Below are 19,847 nucleotides of genomic sequence, written 5' to 3'. Positions count from 1 at the left end.
AAGTTAGTTTGCAAACATCAGAGGCTGTTGGTGTCTTGGTTCCAGGGAGTAGCAATGTAATTGGCGGATTAACCGGGTTTCAACCTTATGTGCGCGACATGGAGGTAGATACCAATCCCGTAACGGTCTTATACCGTGTAGCAGATTGGAATTTTCGCGATGATTCTGGGAGCTTCGACAATGCGGGGGGAATCTGGGCTTCTGGAGCTAACGCCGTATACACAGACAGAGGTGACGGGTTTATATATTTTGTCGATACCTCACCCGCTGGAGCCATCGGTATATCATGGCGAAACCAAGCGCATTACCGGAATGTGACTGGGCCAAGTCTTTATAGTGTAACACTCTCAGATAGCGCCCGACAAACTCCTGTCCCGAGATATGGGCAATACTATTATTCGGATACACAAGATTGGGGGTCATGGAGTCGACGTGTGTACAATGATGAACTGCCAGTACAGATCGAACGCATACGACTTTTTGTAAATGCTAGAAGTTATCCTCAAATTGCCTATCACGCAGGGCATTCATGTTCGGTTCCGACAGGGCAAGATGTATGTGATGTTATCCTAAGCTCACCTTGGACAATGACAGCTGGTGGATCGGCTTATTATCACAGTAGCTTCACTGTACGTAGTGAAGACCAGACTTTATCGAGTAACCCTACGTACCCCGTTGGATCATACAATGATAGGTACTATCCATCTGTAGAGGAAACCTCATTTAATGAAGATACCAAGGTCTTATCGGTTCGCGTCGAGCTTACATGCCATACGTGCTACCAAAATAGGATTTACATGGATAGATATGAACTGCAAGATGCCGATGGAAACAAGCTCAATGTCTCGCGATTTAACTCAACGGTCAACAGCACGACTTTTGAAGGCCAATATAATCTAACCGAGCTACCAGAGGGGACTCATGAAGTCTACGTCTATGCAAGAGAGCGCCACGGTCCAGACACTCGTAAACATGCCGTCACTTACGTCAGTGACAAGACCGCTCCATCGATACTCATGGGTTATGATGGAAGCACTTTATCAGATCAGGTGACCGATTTGAGAAAAGTGACCTTTACCGTTTCTGACAGCTCTAGCATCAATGACATTACTGTCTCATTACGTGGTTCTCGTTATGACATTGACTATCAGCTTGGATACTCACTTATTGAAGAAACAGTAAACAGCCAAACCTATCAACTCGAATTACCTAAACTCTTCCCCACGCTTGATGAAAATGAAATCTATTCGTTATCGGTCGTTGCTGCAGACGAATTTAGTAATACCAACTCAATACTCAGAAGTTTCAGTTACAAGCCCGAAAACTTGATTGTCATGGACACCATTGACTATTTAGCGTCGCAAAGTAATACACCGCTGTATTTATCAAATGGTAAACCAATGGCGATCATCCTGACAGAGCGAGCACTCACACTCGAAAACAGTATGTTGGCCACGGGTGACCAGCAGGGTGAAATCACCAACAATGCCTCCTCGGACTTCCCTATTCGAATTCAAACTAAAAACGGTTGGGTTGAAGTCACTCCGGGAGAAACGAAGGACATCGTAATCGACTTAGGCAATGGTGACCCCCTATATGTCGAAGTCTATCCGGTTTCAGATAACAACAATGGACAAGCCGATTTTCTGTTTAATTTGCCGCAACTCAGTTCAGCGTATATCGATTGAGGTACTGGTGCGTCCAGAGCAGTACGTTCGTAATAAAAAAGGAGCTTGACGCTCCTTTAATTGTTTAACTAAACAGAAAATGTACATGCAACGAGCGTATAATCGTCTTTTGCGCCTTTCCGTTCAATACGACGTAATAAGCTGTTAGATAATTTTGTGACATTTTTCATGGTGTTCGGTGAGAATCTAGGGTTTTCCTCCCAGTACGCATGTGCGCCATCACTCATCAGATAAATAGTTAAATTCTGTAGGTCATCAACGTAATCAGAAACTTTAAAGCTGAAAAACTCAGGTTTCATTGGTACAACTTGAGATATAGCTGTTGTGATTAGGTTTTTCCCTGTTGCGTTTTTCAATTGGGCCTTCGTATATAACTTCTGATCGATCAACATTTGATGCTGAGTATGATCTTTAGTTAGTTGGACCAACTTGTTTCCTTGCTTTACGTAAGCTCGACAATCGCCAATATGACCAATTATTATTTCGGTTGAATTTACGTATGCATAAGTAAGTGTTGTTGAAGCCACTTCATATTCAGGGTCATAGTTAGACAGCACTTTAACGTTCGTTAAGATACCTTCGAATAAATCTGGAGAAAGTAAACGAGCCTTGGACAGATGAGACTTCTCTAAATACTCAACAGCAGCCATTGAAGCTAAATCAGAGCCCTTGTAAGAACCAACTCCATCGGCCACTGCAAAAAGAAAACCATCATCACACCTAGTGGGGGTAAGGATCGAATCTTGGTTTACTCTTTTATCAGATTTAGCATGAGTGAAACTACTACATTCCTTTAGCTTTAGCATTATTCGACAACCTCAACAACGTTGGTTATATCTTCCAAAACGAGATCAATATTCGTATATCGAGTGCGTGCTTGGAAATCAGCACATTTTGCAATTATTTTCTGCAAATGTTTATCTTGAACGTCCAACTCTTCAAACACTCTACCTAAAGCAAAAATATCCGTTTGATGCGTGTAGATGCCTGAGTACATCAATTCTGGAGCACAGTATCTCGTAGTACCAAGAATGGTTCCGAAAGAAGTTAGAACCTCAGATGTTGGGTCAGGATCGGTTTTTCGAATTAAACCAAAGTCTGAAATCTTATAGAAGACATCTGGTGTTACCTCACCGTTCAATTGTATGTACTTATCATGTGAAAACTTCAGAATATTAAATGGCTTGATGTCTCTATGTAGGTAACCTTTACTATGAATATGTTGTAAACCTTTACACGTCATAATCATGACATCGAGTTTGTCTTGCTCACTTAGTTCATTTGCTTTAATGAGATCCGCCAAGTCACAATCTGCAAGTTCCATAATAAAGTAAGGTGAATCACAGTCTAGATCTGCGAGGTAGATATCAACGACATACTTGTGTTCACATTTATTCTGACTGAAAACCTCACGCTTAAATCGTTCTTTAAACATTTTAAGATCGTTCTTTGGAGCCAAAACCTTACGCGCATATTGATTAGGTTGTTCACCTTCTTTGTAGTTTCTGACAAGCTCGATTTTTTCGACAAAGCCAAAACCGCCTTCGCCTAAAGGTTCAACAGTTGTAAATTTATAGTTCGCGATAGATAACACGAATAGACCTCAAAACGTTGTCCATCAATTATTGACAGGTTTATTAATATACAAATCATATAGTTGCCGTGAGAATACAACATTTTAAATAAGAGGGCGAGATTACATAGTTCACCTTACAGCAGTGATATCCGCTTTTTTGATTTCGGATAATTTCTGCTTGGTATGAGACATTAGTACTCTCCCACATTTAGGCATATCTCAGAAACATAAATCATCAACGGTTATTACGAAGAAGCCCCTGTTCACATAAGCATGAACAGGGGCGGTAAAGGCGCGTGAGAATATCTAATCGCTTCGCCCTGTTAATCGTCAGTAAATAGTACTGAGGGACGGTATAGAGAACATAAATTGAGCCGTACCTTCCATTCGCTCAGACGGAAACACTTCAACTTCCAAGAGGTCACCTGCAGGCCCAAGATCTACCATCACCGCTTTGGTTTCGCCTGGTAACACATTCACAATACCCGTATCCGCCACAATCGAGATAGCGAAGTCCGAATCCTTACGGTTACTGATTTCCGCTGTTTGTGGACCAGTTGCACGTTGCCCACCTTCAATTATGAGCGGATCTTCGGTGTAAATTCGAGCCAGTGCATTTGATGAAACATCATACAAAGCTTGGTTTGCAGGTACGTAAGGTTGTGCCTCAACAACAATCAGGTTATCTGGCTCATATCCAAAGGATATTTCTTTGTTTTGTACGTTCTTCTGCTCATCTTCAGCGGTAATAATTAGCTTGTACCTTTCTCCTTCATCATAATTGAGCGTGGGGAATATTTTGGGCTTCGCTACACGAAACAGCCCATCACCATGAGATAGCACCGCCAGATAGACATTCTCTTCAGCATCAGATCCCAACAGTTGCACACTAGTCGGCACAGCCTCACTGAAATCTTCCAAATGGATTTCAAGATCACGTATATCACTCAACACCTCGGGTAATGCTTCGCCTGAATACATAACCTGTATCTTGGGCTTCACAGTATCAATCGTGAACGTTTCAACGCGGTTGGTTTCGTTGCCATACGAGTCAATGACTTTAAATACAAAAGGCACATTCATTTCAACATCTAGAGCAGACACATCGAAGCTGAAATCGTATGTCTGCAAGTCGATCTGATTTGTATGAGAGACAGGGATGTCTTGTGGACCGGCTCCAATGTTGGCCGTTGCCGAAATGGAGCTATATCGCCACATGGAAGACCGCCAATCAAAAACAGTATCGGCATCATACGTTTGCATCGTAATTTTTTGTGCGGCTCGATCATAATGAATAGAGCGAATGGCGATTGGATTGTAATCCCAATATGTATATAAGTAACCGCCGTGAATGTTCATCGAGCCGTCTTCTTTAGCGGTATAGATAGAATATGGGATATAACCGCGCCCTGTGGCGTAAATATAGTTCGTACTGATGTCGCATGATGTCACGCCGGGGTTCACGTAGCATGAGCCGCCAGCGGTTATGGTGAGCTTTTGTCGATAACTACGTGGCTCAACGAATACTCGCACGGCATTGATTGTATAGGGAACATTCGTTTTCGGTCTGTCATTGGTGATCCACTCACTTGATAAATTGGTTTTGTGCCACACCCCCGTAAATTTCGGTGCCATATCAACCCCCGCAGCGAGGTTGAAATTCAAATCACGATATCGATAAGTCGAACAGTAATGACCCGATTCCGTATAAAAATGGAAGTAGCTGTACATTTGAGGGTAGTTAATGGTCGGCTGGTAATACGCATACGTAGAGTCTGTGTTGCTGACCATATGATTGAGTTTCTTCCAACCATAAGGGGAGTCATTAGTAGCAAATTGTGAGAGTAAGCGGCCATATCTAATCGAGACTGGGTTGCTGTATATCGTCATACCTGAGTAGTACGATTCCCAAACGCCAGATTGCGCGTTACGTACTTCAATCTTATTGGAGCTGGTGTCTGGGCAAGTAAAGTCCATATGTGACGATCGAGCAAGGGTACTTACATTACCTGATGTATCATAAACATCGATTCCAAATTGGTAATATCCGGGCGCAGGGACAAGTCCCGCACCAGTGGTGGCCGCGATAGACCCCGCCACAATCACGGTTTTTCTTTCTAGATTATATTCAACGTCTTTGTATTTCTTGGAACCATCTGGTTGCTTAACCCAATATCTGGCTCGTGAGATGCCGTTGTTGTCACTAATGTCACTCACTTCAAGCTGCTTCGTTGTCCCTGTGTTCCCAAAATTATCGATGTGACCATAATATGCATTGAGAATGTGAACGAACTGCCCACTGATCACCGGCTTAATCGTGTCTTGCACAAATGTATAAGATTCCGTTGAGACGACTGCATTGGATAAATCTAGGTATTCCACAACAACGGTGTACTCCCCTTCGTTTTGAGGCACCTTGCTGAGAACCACTTCCTTACCGTAGAAATCCTTGCCGTCTATGTTCAGTCGATCATGGATATTTATGACAGCGGTCAACTGACTTTCAACTAGACCTGAACCATGTTGCAGTCGAACCTGAATTTTTCTATCCAAACCAGATGAAATCTTAAGGGTCAGCGTGTCTCTTATGTTGACCATGTTCAATTCACGGCCATCGACGCTTTTAGGGTTGCCACTCGTATCGGTAAATGAAACTTGTTCTAGCGCAGCCGAAGCGATTGGAACATTCGTTAGCCCTAAAATCATTGTCATTAAGGAGAGCTTTAGTGTGGTCTTCATTTTCTCTGTACCTTTCAAAGTCAGCCATGCGGTCTATGGTCGAAACAAAGGCATCGGCCATCTCACCGATGTTATCTTCTGTGGTACATAGAAATTCAAATTAATGGCATGATTTTCAGTGATTATTTTACGTAACTGAAGGTAAAGGGAGAAGATTGGCTACCGCGCTAGGCTTGGTTAAATGAATGACAAGAAAGACCAACGCCGTCAGTCTCGCCATTCATTTTCGAGGTAGAGAAGGTGTATTGTACGTTTAACTTAATCGGATGGGCTTCGAGATCAGTCAGTGTCAGTCGTCGTACTGGTAACGGGCTTTGACCCAGTAGTTTGTGAGTCTATAGGCTTACGCTCAAACTTTAGGATAAACATAAAGACATTAATTCCGACAATGACAGACAGTACTACAGGAATATATTCCATCTCCATCGTTGTCAGTATGGAAGATTGACCAATTACTTTACTCAATATGAAAAAAACTATACTTCGATATCACTCGACTTGGATTGCTGCGGCAGAAGTCGGAGAAATAACATGGGAAACAGCAAGCATGTTGATAGAGGCTTTTGATTTGGGGGTTTGCGAAACGGAAGAAATTCTACGTAACGGTGTGGTTCATTCACCTTCTATTGCAGAACAGGCGATTGAGATAAAAAATGATACATTTCAGTATCTTGAGAACATAGGAAAGCCCATCAAATTTCCACCAGCAAGACTACACAATGAACGTTGTGATGAGGTCGTTATTGAAATCTCTGAAACGGTTAATTTCAAAGCTAGGAACCGCAACAAACAATTGAAAATCGAAGTATAACTAACAAGGGGGCGCTCTTTGTTGTTCAATGAACACGAAGGATTGGTGGTATACCAAATAGAATGAATGCCAGCTGATGTTGAGCTGGCAGGGGGATTACAGGTCGTTGAACTTCAACCCTTCCTCTAGAAAATATTCCATGAAATTGTTATCAAAAAGCTTTGAGAATTTACCTTTCGCCTTATCTGTGTGGCAAGGATTTGCTACACCAAGTAAAAGGATTTCGTCTTCATTTTCCCAATGACTAGAATACACAATGCAAGTGTCACTCGTTCTATCGAATTGACGTCGTGCTCGATTCCATTTGCCTTGTTTGGCGCTGTCAAACCATGGACTGCTCGGGTCCCACAAGTGGATATGCCCCAACCCTGCATCTTCAGCGTCTGTCGGATAGGCTAGACTTGCAACACGGCCAAGATATTGAACCGATAGATCATCGTCGTAACTTAAGTGAAGGGAGATATCTTTGCACAAAGCTTCAACGTCATTGAAACCTTGTGCTTTGATTTCTTGTTCAAATCGAGGGGATGGGGTGACGTTTTTCATGCGTTCCCCTAGTGATAATTAGAGACAGTCGCTTGTGTCGCCGCTTTGAGTTTTGCAACTTTATCAGAAGTCATCTCAAAGCTAGTCTCATATTTACCAATCGAAGCCACTTGGAGTTGGCGTTCGATCGACATTAAATCACCAACGGCACGGCGTAGCTTCGCTGTAGCCTTACGAATTTGTTTTGCTGTTTCAACCGCTGGTTGCTCATACGCCGTTGCACGACGACTTAGGCTTTCGTGTTGCGCTTTAAGAATCATCTCAAAACCACGGATATAACCGTCTGCGACCACCAGCTCATCGATAGTTACTTTATCAAAATAGCTCTCAGGTACATCTGATTGCTCAATCTCACTGTAAACTTCTCTAAGCTGTTTAGTTTGAGTGTTGAGTTTTGCAATGATAGACATAGCCATTTCTAAGCTTTCAGCCGAAACTTGGCGTTGGTTATCTTTACACTCAATTGTCTCTAGACGAAGATCCATAGCTTTAGCAACAGTATCGCCCATTGACGCACTGGCATTGCCACCGAGCGCAGCAAGAATACTTGCACTCATAATTAGCCTCTTCTTCATTGTGACCTCAAAAACATTATAGGAGTAATTATAGAGAGGTGATAAACCTAGCTCATTTCACGGGACGGGAATTATCCATGTCCAAAGCCAGATTACAACCATTCAATATTGCTAACAATCAGCCCATAATGATTAATATCACACCACTCATGCCCATATGTTGCGCAGGTAGCGTTTAGTGCAACAGTTGCAATAATGACATCGCAGATTTAACCCAAACCATCATTACGCTTTAGGAAGCGATTCAGAGCGGTTCTAGGGATAGTTTAGGGAAAATCAAAGGGATATCGTCTTAAAGCAAGTCTAACATTATACAATAAGTGTGATTAGGATCACATATTACCGTTAACCTTCTTCAATGTCTCTGAATTTCTGTGAGTGTTTTGTAAATTCGTTTGAGTGGCTGGTGGCACATAAAAGTTTCCAAAATAGCGATGGAACCTCGCCATTAAATGGGCGCTAAATCTATTTAAACGATGTCGTTATAGTTTCAATCCCTTAATCAGCTTACCAACCGCGTCAGCATTGGCCACGAAGAGACTGCACTGCTCTGAAAAAGATAAACCAATTTTTTTGTACAGTTTTTGGGAGACAGTGGCATCGCAATGCTGGCGAATGATCAATTGCTGTATGCCGATAACTGCGGCTATATAGGTATGAGGATTGTCCGTCATCCAGCGTCTTAGCGTATTAACAGGCACAGCAAACCCACTCAGACGCTCAACCTTGTATGGTATCCCTAAAAGGCTATGAGTCTCATGGTGATTCGATATTGATAGACTCACCGCGTTTTGCAGAACCGCTTTATATGTCTCCGGTTGTAACTCAATAGCTGTACACGCTGTATCAAACAGCATGGCTTTTTCAGGTGAAGTCTTGCACCAATTTTTGAGACGAGTAATCGAAATATGACCGACGTTCGCTACCAAGGCGATATCATTTTCCATTTGATAGCTAGACATGTCCCAGGACCTCTTGTTTCGATTGGTAAGCAAGCATGCTTTCTAGAGCGTTCGATTTCTTTGCAGCCCGCTTGACCGGCTTGGCTGTTGGCTTAGTCTCCAACACTCTCTCCAACACCAGATTATCATTCACAATGACTGGCACTTCGAGTGACTGTGCTACAGGCTTGTTTGTAGGAGCGGTTGATAAGTTTGCACAATAGGTAAGACGGGTTGAGAGATCGACTTTAGACACCGCTTTGCTCTTCAAGGTCGCGCTCTCAACTGAAATGCTATGTGCTAAGTCAGTATACCACTCGGTTGCATTGTGCATTTTCTCAAGCTGCTTTTCTAGCATCAACTTGAGATTCGTTAGATTAGGTCGTAGGTGAGACGCTGACGGTTCAAATAACGCACCAGCTGACTGTGGATGATATTGAGTAATCGCTAGTTTATACATCTCAAGGTGATGATCGCGGTTTTGTGTTTCGTCTACACCTGACTTCTCTGCGATTTCAATTTTATCGCGTATTGACTGAACCGCTTGAACCATCGGCTGCCACTTTTGAACAACTCCTATGGCAGTTTTACTCAGTTCGCTCATTGCTTTTTCTGTAACAGTAGCAAGGCGTGTTAGAAAAGACGCATCCACACAAAGATGGTTCCTTTGCGATGGGGTCAGCGCCATGCGTTGCAATTCATTAAATGAAGACAGCGCATCTTGATTGAGCAGTAACCATGCTTTGTATGCCGCTGCCCTTTGAGTGTGACTAATCTCGTGAGTATTAAACTGGACGTTAAATATCGATGTAGATAACGTATCAAACCCTTCTTCCACATATTGGTGAGCAAGATTAAACAACTGTTGAACCTGAAGCAGTGACTCTTGATGTGGCGTTCCCGCATGCAAAGCCGCCTTTACCTGCTTCCTTTGCTTATTTCTTAGTTCACGCACAACACGAAGTACACCCACTTTATCCATCCTGTGTTGCTTCATGGTAATAGCCCAAGGCTGTTTTTGGATTTCCTCAACAGACATTGATTGATAGTCCAAAGCGCCGAGTTCTGCGAACAATTGAGTACGCTTGAGAAGTTCACGGTACTTAGCGATATATGAAGGTGACACGACCACGCCCCCCATCGTATTCAACATTTCAGCTGGACACGTTGATATAAACTTTCTTACTGGGCCACGATGACGGAGCGCACGAGCTAAATGTGAATCATGTACATCCAATGCACGTTCAAAGCCACCCAGTCTCTTAAACATCTCTATGGACTGTTCGGTGACGGCGATTTTTGCACCATCCACCAGCTCTCCATGGCAGTTAATGAGCTCAGTTTGCACGCTAACTTCTTTTTCATATGCATACCCAAAGTCAACATTAAGGCCATTTAACTTATTGGCATGGGCAAGATGTAAGCGCGAATCTACTGACAATGGATAGAATTTAACGCGGGTATTCGATTTCGTAAGCTTACCATTTTGAGTTCGTACTACTCGCTTTGTGAAATGGGCTTTTGCTGACACCTTTCTCGGTTTCTCGTTATACGCCACACCTAGCACCGCACTTTTTAAATACGGGATAGACTGAGTAAGTAAAGTCGGTTTCTTTGAAGGAAACTCAGTAGCGAGGGCTTTGTTCACGAATTGCTGGGCAGATTGTAAGCTTACGAACTCACGTTGAACTAATTTATCGGAGATCGCTTCCATTACATTGTTGATGCGATTAGTGGCCAACTCAGTGAACGTGGTAGATAGATACTCTGACTCAAAAGACTTCGATACCAATTTTCCGTCAATGCGTACCTTCCCCATTTCGGGCGTACCAAAGGTAACAGACCCGATATCGACCAGATGCACTTCACCTTTGATGTTTGCACTCACCTGATACTGGCCATCGTCAACTTGCGTGTCATTGAATGAATGTGAAACCGACATTTCCACTTTGACTGGCGTATTGTGTTGGGGATTACGCTCAAGCGTGCAATTGTTGAAGCCTGCTTCGTTAGTGATATCCGAGGTATCAATCGGACGTCGCCAATACGACAGCAGCGCACGGTGGTTGGCCACATAATGGTTCGGTTCCTCTTTTTTGAACACAGGCATCATGACGGCTTCAGGGAGTGGATACTCTGGGTCGACTAACTTGATAACCTTTCCTGTTTCCGCTTCCCACTCGGCATTGGTTTTCGGAAATGGGACCCAAGACTCAGGACGGAGGTGAAGATCACGCCAAATGGCAAGCGGTCTAAATGGCAGGCTCGCTATTCCGTCAATGCCCCATCGGTAGCTTAGGTATACAGCGTGTCGTTCAGAAAAGAGGTTGATTTGTGCTTTCACCGCTTGGGCTTTATACATGGCCAAATAGCCGCGTCTCGCTTTCGCGTTCAATGTCACATCATTTTGGATTTCTATGATGCCGGGATGTGTGTGCTCTTTGCCTTCGGCCACAAGTTGACGAAATTCTGCAGCCCTTTGCTGTGAAAGAATTGATAATTGGGCAAAAAGTCTGACTAACTTCTCCAAGTAGCGCGGCTTTAAGACGTTGGGTTGAAGCGCAATTCTGCCATAGCCTACACTGTCATATCCTTTCGCATGTAGAGCACGAGCTCTCATGTTCGCAGATAAACGGAACATGTAATCACGCAAACGTAAGGCTTCCTCTTGACCTAGAATATTCCAACGGTCTTGTTTAGCCAAACTGGTTTGTGTTTTATCAATGGTGCCAACTTGGGTACAGATCAAACACCCATATCGAGCTTTCCCTGAACATCCAGCCCCGTGCTTTTGTCCCACTGAGATTTCACACGCTTCTTGCGCGGCATTTCCATAAATCGCTAACAGTAAAGCAAAGTCCGGCAAAAAGGCAGGAATGGCATTATGGACACCCAGTAAATTTTTAGTGAGCGGCTTCTTTCCGGCTAACTCTAGTGCAGTAAATACCTCTGAGGTTAGCCAATCTCTGATGGGGGCGTATTGGTACAGTTGAAATTTACTGACATCAGTTTGGTCCACCAGCTCCGCCTTGAGTGCGTCGATGGTCTTGTCAGCAGTACCTTGCTTCTTCATATTTCGAGTGCGACGTGTACTTTCATCTTTTGCGCGTGAACCCGAAAAAGAGATCACCGGTGACGACGCGTACTGCTCCATGCCTTCCATGCCTTCAAAGCGATTCAACATCGTTTTAATGTATTTCTCGGAAGGGATCAGCTTCAAAATGACAGTGCAATCGCCGGACATAGACGCGTTCTGAATCACTTTTTGCGCCGACAAGTAACGATTGGCGTACTCTTCATGAAAGTCAGGCGCAACACAATCGTAGAATAGGTTGATACCACACTCCTTCGCATAGGCTTTCAAGAACGGGGCCGCATACTCGCTGTACATCTGCATTGGCAGGGCTTCTGCACCGGGATTAACGGTGCTTATCATCAATGGACGAGATGATTCGATTTTTCCTTCCGCAATGCTTTGCTTGTACGCTTCAATCAAGCACAGTGCGACCAATGTACTGTCTTTCCCCATACTTAAGCCTTCATGACAAATATACTTTTCATCAGCTTCAATCAGGCTACGCGTTTCACTCACTGTTTCGTTGTATCGATTAATGATACCGACGTGTAAGGCATACAATTGATTGTTCAATTCATCTTGTGCTGTCGATGCTAATAAAGTCATATCCGATTACCTAAGTCATCTTGTATACCTTAACTATAACGTGCATTGGACATTTTGAAAGTTTCTCCCCCCGTTTAATGGTAGACTTTTCTTTCACTTTCTAGACAGAGGTAATTGTTCTCCCTAGACTGATAATACATCGAGTGAGCAAGGACAACATTATGAACGCGAAGACAGATTTCAAAGTACCATACACACCCAATCATGCGCTCAATGGCAAGGACCTAGAAGTGGTGTTCTTTGTCGGTGAAGAAGGGATCAACAAGTATGGCTTTCGTACGCTCGAAGGCATTCTGTTGACCAAAGAGTTAGCCGACCATTTCAAAAATGAAGAAGGTTCAGACAAGATACCTGCCCACTTAAAACGTCAACGTGATCTCGAAAAGTCACGCAGCGAACCGCTCCAAGACTACTTTCGAACCCGCGATAATACCGTATTGCCCGGACTGGCGATTTGTTTAAGCCACCTTAAGGATGAAGAAGAAATCATTGTAGGTAACCGTAAGATGATTAAAGCCGTGATCCCTGCCGACTGTGATCGGCATATCGCAGACGGTCAAAACCGCAATGAGCTATTTCAAGTTTTATTGACCGAAATGCCTGAGCTTGCAACGCAAACCCTGAGCGTGAAATTCCTTGTCTCAGATACCGACACACTGGAGCCAGTGACAGAGCAAATAAAGCAACTATTCAGTGATTATCACTACAATCAGAGAAAACCAACAACGAGTCAAAACCTCTACTTCGACAGCAGCAAACCTTACAGCCGGTTATTACGTCGATTTCTGGATTTAGAAGTAAACCAATTCACCTTATGGGACCTGATCTCGGTAAGTGGAAAACTCACCAACGGCCAACTTTTCATCTTAAAGCAGCTTCAAGATTTCTTAAACATTGCCAGTGCTTCCACAGCTGCGAAAATAAATGCATTACTCACCAAGAACCCTGAAATGGCAGATCAGTTGTTCAACATGCTCAAGCCTGCGCTTACGAGCGTACTCAACGCTATGCCAATTGGTGAAAGCGATCCTGAGAATGACCCTATGTATAGCAAAGCTATTTATTTCTACGGATGCGCGTGGGTTTGTCGCTCCATCATCGAAGAAGGTATGTCTAATGGTACGGCACCAGACTGGACTGCTCTGGAGCGCTTAAAAACACTTCCGTTACTCAACATGAAAGACAGCTGGTGGACTCAAGCAGACGTTGTGCAAAAGCTACAGTTAGACAATGCTAAAGAGCCGAAATACAGAATGCAAAAAGGTTCAGAGAAACTGATGGGCCGACGTCTGTGCAAAGTCTGTGGTATCTACCCGTGTGATGAAATTTAGCCTTTGGAATAAACGCTAAGGAGAGAGATTATGGAACTGAATTTACAAGCCTATCGCTGCCCGTCTGCAATGACTCAAGCTCGACTTGCTATAACTATGGCTCATTCAAGTAATGAATCCCTATGGCTTCACTCCATTGAACCTATGCTAGAGCATCATATTAAGGCTTACCTTGCTTCGGAATACCCTAACGCCACTCTCGCTGTGTTTATGGCCAAAGAGATAACAGAAGCGATGCAAAACGAATGGTTGTCTGATGACAGTTTGTTTGATGAAGATGACTTGGATGGGGCGACAGTTCAGTGCTTGTACTGCATTTCATTCAATGAAAACGTGGACAACCTGGCTATACCCATCCAATAAAAAAGGTGCATCTAAACTGAAGAGTCTAAATGCACCAATAACGACACAAGGACGTTCTTATATCGAGGTCATAGTCTTACCAACGCACGACCATTTGCGCTGTGGCGGTATCCCCAGAATCATCATAACCAACAACCGTCACTAACTCTGATTCGCCCGGTTGTCTTAACTCTGAAATCCGTTTACCGATATTGCGACGCTCGTTATCACCAACTGTCCAATCGTATTTGACCATTTTACCATCTAAGTCTTTACATTTTGCTTCGATACGGGCGGTCTTCGAGTACATACGGTAATCGATAGAGCACGTCGGTGGTTGGTTTGGCACCACTTCAATTGGAATGATCGCTTCCGCTTCTTGACCGTAGTTAGTGAGAATTTTCAATTTCAATTCATGGTCACCCGTTAATAGGTTCTCAATATTTGCTGATGACTTCTCTAACTCAGGTTGTAACTCACCATCGACATACCATTGATAGTCTGCCACTCGGTCTGATGGGTGACCACCTCGAATTGTCGGACGGACATTAACATCAAGTGGCGAACGTTGATAACTGTTACTATACCGTGCAGTTAAATCCACAGTGATCGGCTCAGGTTCCAATACCTCCACATATTCAGTAAAGGTGTCGTAGTTACCGCGATCATCTTCTACCGTAACCGAAATTGGGTATATACCCGGTTGTTTTGCGGTAAATCGCGCTCGATGTCCGTAATCTTTCGTCAACTCCAGTCGGCCTTGTCCGTTCCACTCATACAAATAGTACTCGCGTAAATTCGCACCAATTGGACGTCGTAACCAGATCTCAATCACTGAAGGTGCAACGAGCACACGCTGTTTATACGCCACGTCGAATTGTGGGAACTGATACTCCCATACACGAACCTTATGATCGAATTCCGCATACGTTAACGCCTTGGCATCTTTAACCCACGCACGCAGTGTGAATGTATGAAAGTCAGCTCGGTCCAAATCATCATTCGTTGGAGTAAAGTCCACAACATTCGAATCAACAATGGTTCCGTCTGGTCTTACCCATTCAATTTCAAGTTCGGAGTCCATATTGGAATACGGTGTATCGACATCTCCAACCAAAGTTAACGTATCGGTGGTTTCAACATCAGTATCCCCTTTCACTCTTACTCGAACAGGTTTCGCTCGCTGAGAACGTACTGAGCGGTATTCTGTTGCCCAGCTGTGTTCATCGGTTTCATAACCAAGATACGCCGCTTTTGCGATAATCTTGTTGCTGCCTTCACCTGTTGCAGTGTATTCGAGTGTACTACCGCCTTCAGTGAACGTGACTCCACCATCAATAGACCATTTAATAAGCATATTACCGGCATCCGCCTCTTCACCTTGATCAAGAAGCGTGTACGTTCTTGTCATACCGGTGATCAGGTTTGCTGCCCCAACTAGTTCAGTTTGTGGCACTCGGTACGCCATGATTTGTACGACGTCGGTTTCTGCTATCTCCCCTGTGAAGCGATTTGGAACATGACCTTTCACCAACCAAATACCTTCTACTGAGGTACTGAAAGAAAAGCGCTTACCAGGTTCTCCATATAGATTCCACGTACTGCCATTGTCTTCCGATATGTACCATGACACTTCACCAGAGGCGTCTTTGTCATCACGGGTAAGATGTTGATATTGAATAGCGGCATTCATCGGTACAGAACCCGTTATACGCAGTGTACGCAGTTCACCTTCGATTGCCGTTCCTTTCATGATTTTCAAGGTCCCGCGTTGAGAGCGAACCATTGAAACATAATTTTCATTTGGCGATTTTAGTTTCGCTTGTGCATAGAATCGAAGGTCACCGATGTCATCTGATGAGAAGTTTACATCAAAGTCATTCACACCTGATTCGTTCATATCTTGCCAATCCGTCAGGCCATGTAGGTTCTTCTCTTTGTCCATGACAGCAATTCGAACAGACCAATCACCAAGCTCTTCAGATTTGTATACGACATCTCGGTAAAAACTACTATACAGCCCAAATTTCGATTTAACCTTGAATGTGTCAACGGTGGACGTTTCACGAGAAGTTTGCTCAACCTTGAGCCTTGCTCGTGTAGAAGGAACCGCATAAGTCTTCACCGCACTCTCAACTACTTGTTCTGGTAAACGGGCGTAATGAACTTGAACGGCATAATCATCCATCTGCCACAAATCTCGGTGGTTTGCACTGTTTCTGTCTGTGATTACCTTCGTGATAGTGTGCTCGGTGTATCGGTTGGACTGTTTGATGTATTGGCTTTCTAAGGTTTCACCATTTTTAAGGAGCGTAATGTAAATAGGCGACGCCGCTGATTTAACTCGATATCTCCCGATTCTAGATTGCCCCATCTCAACCGCATATATGCCATCTTCAAACATACCGTCGTCGTCGAAGATGATCTCTGGAGTATCTGGGGTATGAACGATTAGGCTTGTATCGTCGACTTTGATTAAGTTTTTTCGGCCTTCAGAGTCATGGATATAAATCTCAGCTTCCACTGTCGCAGGACCCGTATTTTCAAATACACCAATCAGCTCAGGGCTCGCAGTATCCCATGCTTCTTCCAAACCTTGAGGGATGACTGTCCAGTTCACGGAACAAGTCATTTGAGTCGGGTTTTTGATCCCTTGTACCGCCTCATGCTCTGACTTGAACATTCTACAAGCTCGACCTTTCGTTTGTGCGAATGTGATGTCTTGGTTCTGCACAAGTGCCACTTTGCGGTCACTGATGTTGTCGTATTCGAAGTCTAAAGGTAAGAATGAAATGGAATACTCTCTTTGAACTACGTTGTTGTTCCCGTCCTTACCACGCACAATGACTTTATGAACTGTATTAGACTCCCATGGGGTTTCCATTTTGATCGCACGAGCCATCTTGAATTCACCAATATGCTCAACGGGTACGCCATCAAGCAAAATATCAGTGATTTCATTCTCAATACTGGTTTCATCTTGCACGGTGAAAATCATATGCTCCATGAAGTTGATTTCATCACCAGTACTAAACAGCGTGTCATTGTTGTACAGACGAATCTCAGGAGGTAAACGGTCTAACTGCATTGCAGTCACTTCCTTGTCACCTCTGTTTGCAAATCTATCTAAGGCTTTTATGTTGCCTTGATAAAATCCATCTACCACTGAACTGAGCGGAATTCGATAGACAAACTTGTTGCCAATCTGTTGAGGGATACCAAAGCTGTCTACTGTCTTCTCGGTATAGGTAACGTGTTCATTTCTGAATAAATCGCCTATATCCCTACCCTCTAGCGTAACAAAATCGGATACACCGACATGATCTGTATGCTCTTCAAAGCTCAAACTAACCTTGGATGGTAACCACCACTTATTTGCTGTATCGGTACTGTGCGGCGAACTGAGAACGACTACAGCTTCATTGTTTTGGACAACCACCGTTTCTCCACCAACATCAATCGAAATATCATTGCTAGTGGTATCTCCGACAGCTTTGACAGCATACTGCTCAATAACGGGCGGTCTGTAATCCCACGCGTATTGGATCTGACTGTTCGGGGCTGATACGACATCGTATTTATCCGAGACTTTTAATGCTGTGGTAAGTTGCCCTGTCAGTGAATCGTCACCAGATAGATGAAAGGCAGAAATGGCGACCACGCATGAATCTTGGCCTTCAGGCACCTCACACGATTCACCAAACTGAGTTAAGGCCACCACCTGATCAAATGGACGAGGCTCGACCTCAACAGTAATTTTGCGAAGTTTTTCATTCTTATCGTGCGTAATGAAGCTCAAGCCTTGATATTGAGCTGAAGTAGTGTCCGTGGTGACATTTACAATCACAGGCGGAACGGGTTCAAGGATAGTGTAGGCCACGCTGTCTTCAATCAATGTGATGCGTTCTTTCTCAATACCATTGAAGTAAGAAATGCGATATGAACGGTAATGCTCTCCTGCAGCTGCGGTAGGTCGACCATCGAGCGCTAATCCATTCGCATTCCAGCTCGGGTCGGTATCACCTGTCCATTCGAAGAAACACTTTAGATTGCTACTGTCAGACGTATACGCTTCTTCTCGCACTGTTTCTAATCTACAACCAGATGCTGCGGCTTCTTTAGCTAAGGCTGAATACTCTTTCACGCCACGATAGATTTCATCAGGGTAAGTAAACTCTACTTTTGGCGGCACACTCGTTATGGAACCGATGATGTACACTGATTTCGCAACAGCAGCAGTCCCTATAACTGTTAGTGAACAACTAATAAGAATTTTGATTAACTTGTTCATAGTGCTCTTCAACTCCAAACGCAATTTCATTGGGATAGGTTAAATAAGGTCGAGAGCAATTTTTGAAATTAACAAGCCTATTTTTGAAGATTAAAGTTTTTCTCGCGGCATTCATTGTAAAGGAGGGATTTGGATTATTACCCCTTCACGACTATGAAGGGGCTGAATGAGAATGAAGACTTATGGTAAAAATATATGGATTAATAAACCTGGCGCGACCGCGATACCGAACGTGAATAAGGACAAGTATAAGTCCGTGGCTACATATGCGCCGATGTCTTTCTTTTTATCAGAAGAAGATTGTGCATTTTTAGACAGGTGTTTAGATATTTCCGTTCCAAACTTTTCAGACAATGGATGACGTCGATTTGACTGATAAATCTCAAAGACAAATTTATCAAAATGCTTGAGTTCTTGTAGACGACATTTGATAAACGGGGAGACAAGACAGTAGCATACCGCCACCAGTAAAAAGCAAATTATTGTGAGTGACATGCTATTCAATGGGTTTGTCAAAAAGACAATTATCCCCAATTGAAGTGAGATGTATCCAACAAGAAAATTTAGCGTCTTCATTCCAATACCTTCACCACAGGACTATTCACAAAGGGATCTGGCATGGAAAGCAACAACCGCCCCCCAGTTGCATTGAGCAATTCAATATTCAGCGGTTCACTTTCATCATTTGTCGCCCTGACTCCATATGTCATGGTATGGCTTTGGTCTTTAAAGGAAGTTTGATACGCAAAAAAGCAGGTGGCATTTGACGCCTCAGACTTACAAACTTTTGTTACCAAATTCACTGACTGCACCCCACCATGAGCGACAGCAAAATCAGGCCACTGAATCGCCTTTGAATCTAGTGTTGAGTTGTCCATTGCATACAGGTTTAAAATATACTCGCGTGATGATTTTTCCATCATCGTGTAATCACTGAATCGATTCGCTCTCGTTGTCCACATCATCACGGTAACAATAGTGATTAAGGCCACAAGTCCACACACCAGAAGCCATGTCACCTTCACGTTGTTGCCTGATTTTTCATTACATTGGTTAGTACTCAACATCCATAACCTCACTCATTCTAATTGCTACTTGAGACATTGGAGCCTTGGAGTCCGTTGTTTGCCTCTAGCACGAACGAGTAGTCTTCGATGGACTTAGACCACTTATGTAAGTCCGAACAATCAAGACTCTTCAAAGCATAATTTTGCAATGAGTGAGCAAGTGGGTGTTGGACTGCAATGGAGATCGCCACAAATTGAAGCCCAGTAAGCTCCACAGACGTTTCTACGACTGAATCATAAGGAATGTTACATTGGGCG

13 protein-coding genes are annotated in these 19,847 nt (G+C 43.6%); 4 read left to right on the top strand and 9 right to left on the bottom strand.

The annotated features are described in order from the left end of the window. Positions 1 to 797: 797 nt before the first annotated feature. Entirely contained in the window at positions 798 to 1,688 is an 891-nt protein-coding gene (locus AB4263_RS01145; RefSeq protein WP_372097226.1) for an Ig-like domain-containing protein, read from the top strand. A 68-nt stretch (positions 1,689 to 1,756) separates the two neighbouring features. Here AB4263_RS01145 and AB4263_RS01140 read toward each other — a convergent pair whose 3' ends face one another. From AB4263_RS01140 to AB4263_RS01130, 3 genes are all read right to left on the bottom strand, one after another. Then, positions 1,757 to 2,494: a PP2C family serine/threonine-protein phosphatase gene (locus AB4263_RS01140; protein ID WP_102305764.1), complete on the bottom strand. Its 738-nt coding sequence runs from the start codon at positions 2,492 to 2,494 to the stop codon at positions 1,757 to 1,759. Beyond that, entirely contained in the window at positions 2,494 to 3,282 is a 789-nt protein-coding gene (locus AB4263_RS01135) for a serine/threonine-protein kinase (RefSeq protein ID WP_102305763.1), read from the bottom strand. The genes AB4263_RS01140 and AB4263_RS01135 overlap by 1 nt, the downstream gene beginning before the upstream one ends. A 312-nt stretch (positions 3,283 to 3,594) precedes the next feature. Continuing rightward, positions 3,595 to 6,003 carry an Ig-like domain-containing protein gene (locus AB4263_RS01130; protein ID WP_372097224.1) on the bottom strand — a complete coding sequence of 803 codons (2,409 nt, stop codon included), beginning with the start codon at positions 6,001 to 6,003 and terminating at the stop codon, positions 3,595 to 3,597. Positions 6,004 to 6,469: 466 nt separating this feature from the next. Here AB4263_RS01130 and AB4263_RS01125 point away from each other — a divergent pair, with 466 nt between their 5' ends. Beyond that, complete coding sequence (locus AB4263_RS01125) at positions 6,470 to 6,814, top strand: hypothetical protein (RefSeq protein WP_136987070.1); 345 nt, start codon at positions 6,470 to 6,472, stop codon at positions 6,812 to 6,814. 96 nt (positions 6,815 to 6,910) lie between these two features. Here the strand turns inward: AB4263_RS01125 and AB4263_RS01120 are convergent, their stop codons facing one another. The 4 genes from AB4263_RS01120 to AB4263_RS01105 all read right to left on the bottom strand — a co-directional run bounded on the left by AB4263_RS01120 (position 6,911) and on the right by AB4263_RS01105 (position 12,558). After that, on the bottom strand, positions 6,911 to 7,360 hold the full coding sequence (locus AB4263_RS01120; protein ID WP_372042043.1) for a type II toxin-antitoxin system YafO family toxin: 450 nt from the start codon (positions 7,358 to 7,360) through the stop codon (positions 6,911 to 6,913). An 8-nt stretch (positions 7,361 to 7,368) separates the two neighbouring features. After that, positions 7,369 to 7,917 carry a hypothetical protein gene (locus AB4263_RS01115; RefSeq protein ID WP_372097222.1) on the bottom strand — a complete coding sequence of 183 codons (549 nt, stop codon included), beginning with the start codon at positions 7,915 to 7,917 and terminating at the stop codon, positions 7,369 to 7,371. Between the two features lie 500 nt (positions 7,918 to 8,417). After that, complete coding sequence (locus AB4263_RS01110; protein ID WP_372097221.1) at positions 8,418 to 8,897, bottom strand: hypothetical protein; 480 nt, start codon at positions 8,895 to 8,897, stop codon at positions 8,418 to 8,420. Further along, positions 8,890 to 12,558, bottom strand: coding sequence for a hypothetical protein (locus tag AB4263_RS01105; RefSeq protein ID WP_372097219.1), 3,669 nt, complete (start codon positions 12,556 to 12,558; stop codon positions 8,890 to 8,892). Before AB4263_RS01105 ends, AB4263_RS01110 begins: the two co-directional genes overlap by 8 nt. A gap of 161 nt (positions 12,559 to 12,719) precedes the next feature. On the opposite strand from AB4263_RS01105, the gene AB4263_RS01100 reads away from it, so the two are divergent. Next, on the top strand, positions 12,720 to 13,889 hold the full coding sequence (locus AB4263_RS01100) for a DGQHR domain-containing protein (RefSeq protein WP_372097217.1): 1,170 nt from the start codon (positions 12,720 to 12,722) through the stop codon (positions 13,887 to 13,889). A gap of 30 nt (positions 13,890 to 13,919) precedes the next feature. Further along, complete coding sequence (locus tag AB4263_RS01095; RefSeq protein ID WP_081230277.1) at positions 13,920 to 14,252, top strand: hypothetical protein; 333 nt, start codon at positions 13,920 to 13,922, stop codon at positions 14,250 to 14,252. Between the two features lie 76 nt (positions 14,253 to 14,328). Here AB4263_RS01095 and AB4263_RS01090 read toward each other — a convergent pair whose 3' ends face one another. Both AB4263_RS01090 and AB4263_RS01085 read right to left on the bottom strand, forming a co-directional pair. Continuing rightward, a complete protein-coding gene (locus AB4263_RS01090; RefSeq protein ID WP_269999708.1) occupies positions 14,329 to 18,522 on the bottom strand; it encodes a hypothetical protein in 4,194 nt (1,397 codons plus the stop codon). 572 nt (positions 18,523 to 19,094) lie between these two features. Then, positions 19,095 to 19,589 carry a hypothetical protein gene (locus tag AB4263_RS01085; RefSeq protein ID WP_372082491.1) on the bottom strand — a complete coding sequence of 165 codons (495 nt, stop codon included), beginning with the start codon at positions 19,587 to 19,589 and terminating at the stop codon, positions 19,095 to 19,097. Positions 19,590 to 19,847: the final 258 nt, after the last annotated feature.

Origin of the sequence: Vibrio sp. 10N.261.55.C5 (genome assembly GCF_041470505.1) — a bacterium.
Taxonomy (GTDB): Bacteria; Pseudomonadota; Gammaproteobacteria; order Enterobacterales; family Vibrionaceae; genus Vibrio; species Vibrio crassostreae_C.
This window is presented reverse-complemented; position numbering and strand designations above follow the sequence as displayed.

Excerpts from the sequence above, each read along its gene's own strand:
- AB4263_RS01090 (WP_269999708.1), bottom strand. The coding sequence starts at position 18,522 with ATGAACAAGTTAATCAAAATTCTTATTAGTTGTTCACTAACAGTTATA.
- AB4263_RS01085 (WP_372082491.1), bottom strand. The coding sequence starts at position 19,589 with ATGTTGAGTACTAACCAATGTAATGAAAAATCAGGCAACAACGTGAAG.
- AB4263_RS01115 (WP_372097222.1), bottom strand. The coding sequence starts at position 7,917 with ATGAGTGCAAGTATTCTTGCTGCGCTCGGTGGCAATGCCAGTGCGTCA.
- AB4263_RS01125 (WP_136987070.1), top strand. The coding sequence starts at position 6,470 with ATGAAAAAAACTATACTTCGATATCACTCGACTTGGATTGCTGCGGCA.
- AB4263_RS01095 (WP_081230277.1), top strand. The coding sequence starts at position 13,920 with ATGGAACTGAATTTACAAGCCTATCGCTGCCCGTCTGCAATGACTCAA.
- AB4263_RS01120 (WP_372042043.1), bottom strand. The coding sequence starts at position 7,360 with ATGAAAAACGTCACCCCATCCCCTCGATTTGAACAAGAAATCAAAGCA.
- AB4263_RS01100 (WP_372097217.1), top strand. The coding sequence starts at position 12,720 with ATGAACGCGAAGACAGATTTCAAAGTACCATACACACCCAATCATGCG.
- AB4263_RS01105 (WP_372097219.1), bottom strand. The coding sequence starts at position 12,558 with ATGACTTTATTAGCATCGACAGCACAAGATGAATTGAACAATCAATTG.
- AB4263_RS01110 (WP_372097221.1), bottom strand. The coding sequence starts at position 8,897 with ATGTCTAGCTATCAAATGGAAAATGATATCGCCTTGGTAGCGAACGTC.
- AB4263_RS01130 (WP_372097224.1), bottom strand. The coding sequence starts at position 6,003 with ATGAAGACCACACTAAAGCTCTCCTTAATGACAATGATTTTAGGGCTA.
- AB4263_RS01140 (WP_102305764.1), bottom strand. The coding sequence starts at position 2,494 with ATGCTAAAGCTAAAGGAATGTAGTAGTTTCACTCATGCTAAATCTGAT.
- AB4263_RS01145 (WP_372097226.1), top strand. The coding sequence starts at position 798 with ATGGATAGATATGAACTGCAAGATGCCGATGGAAACAAGCTCAATGTC.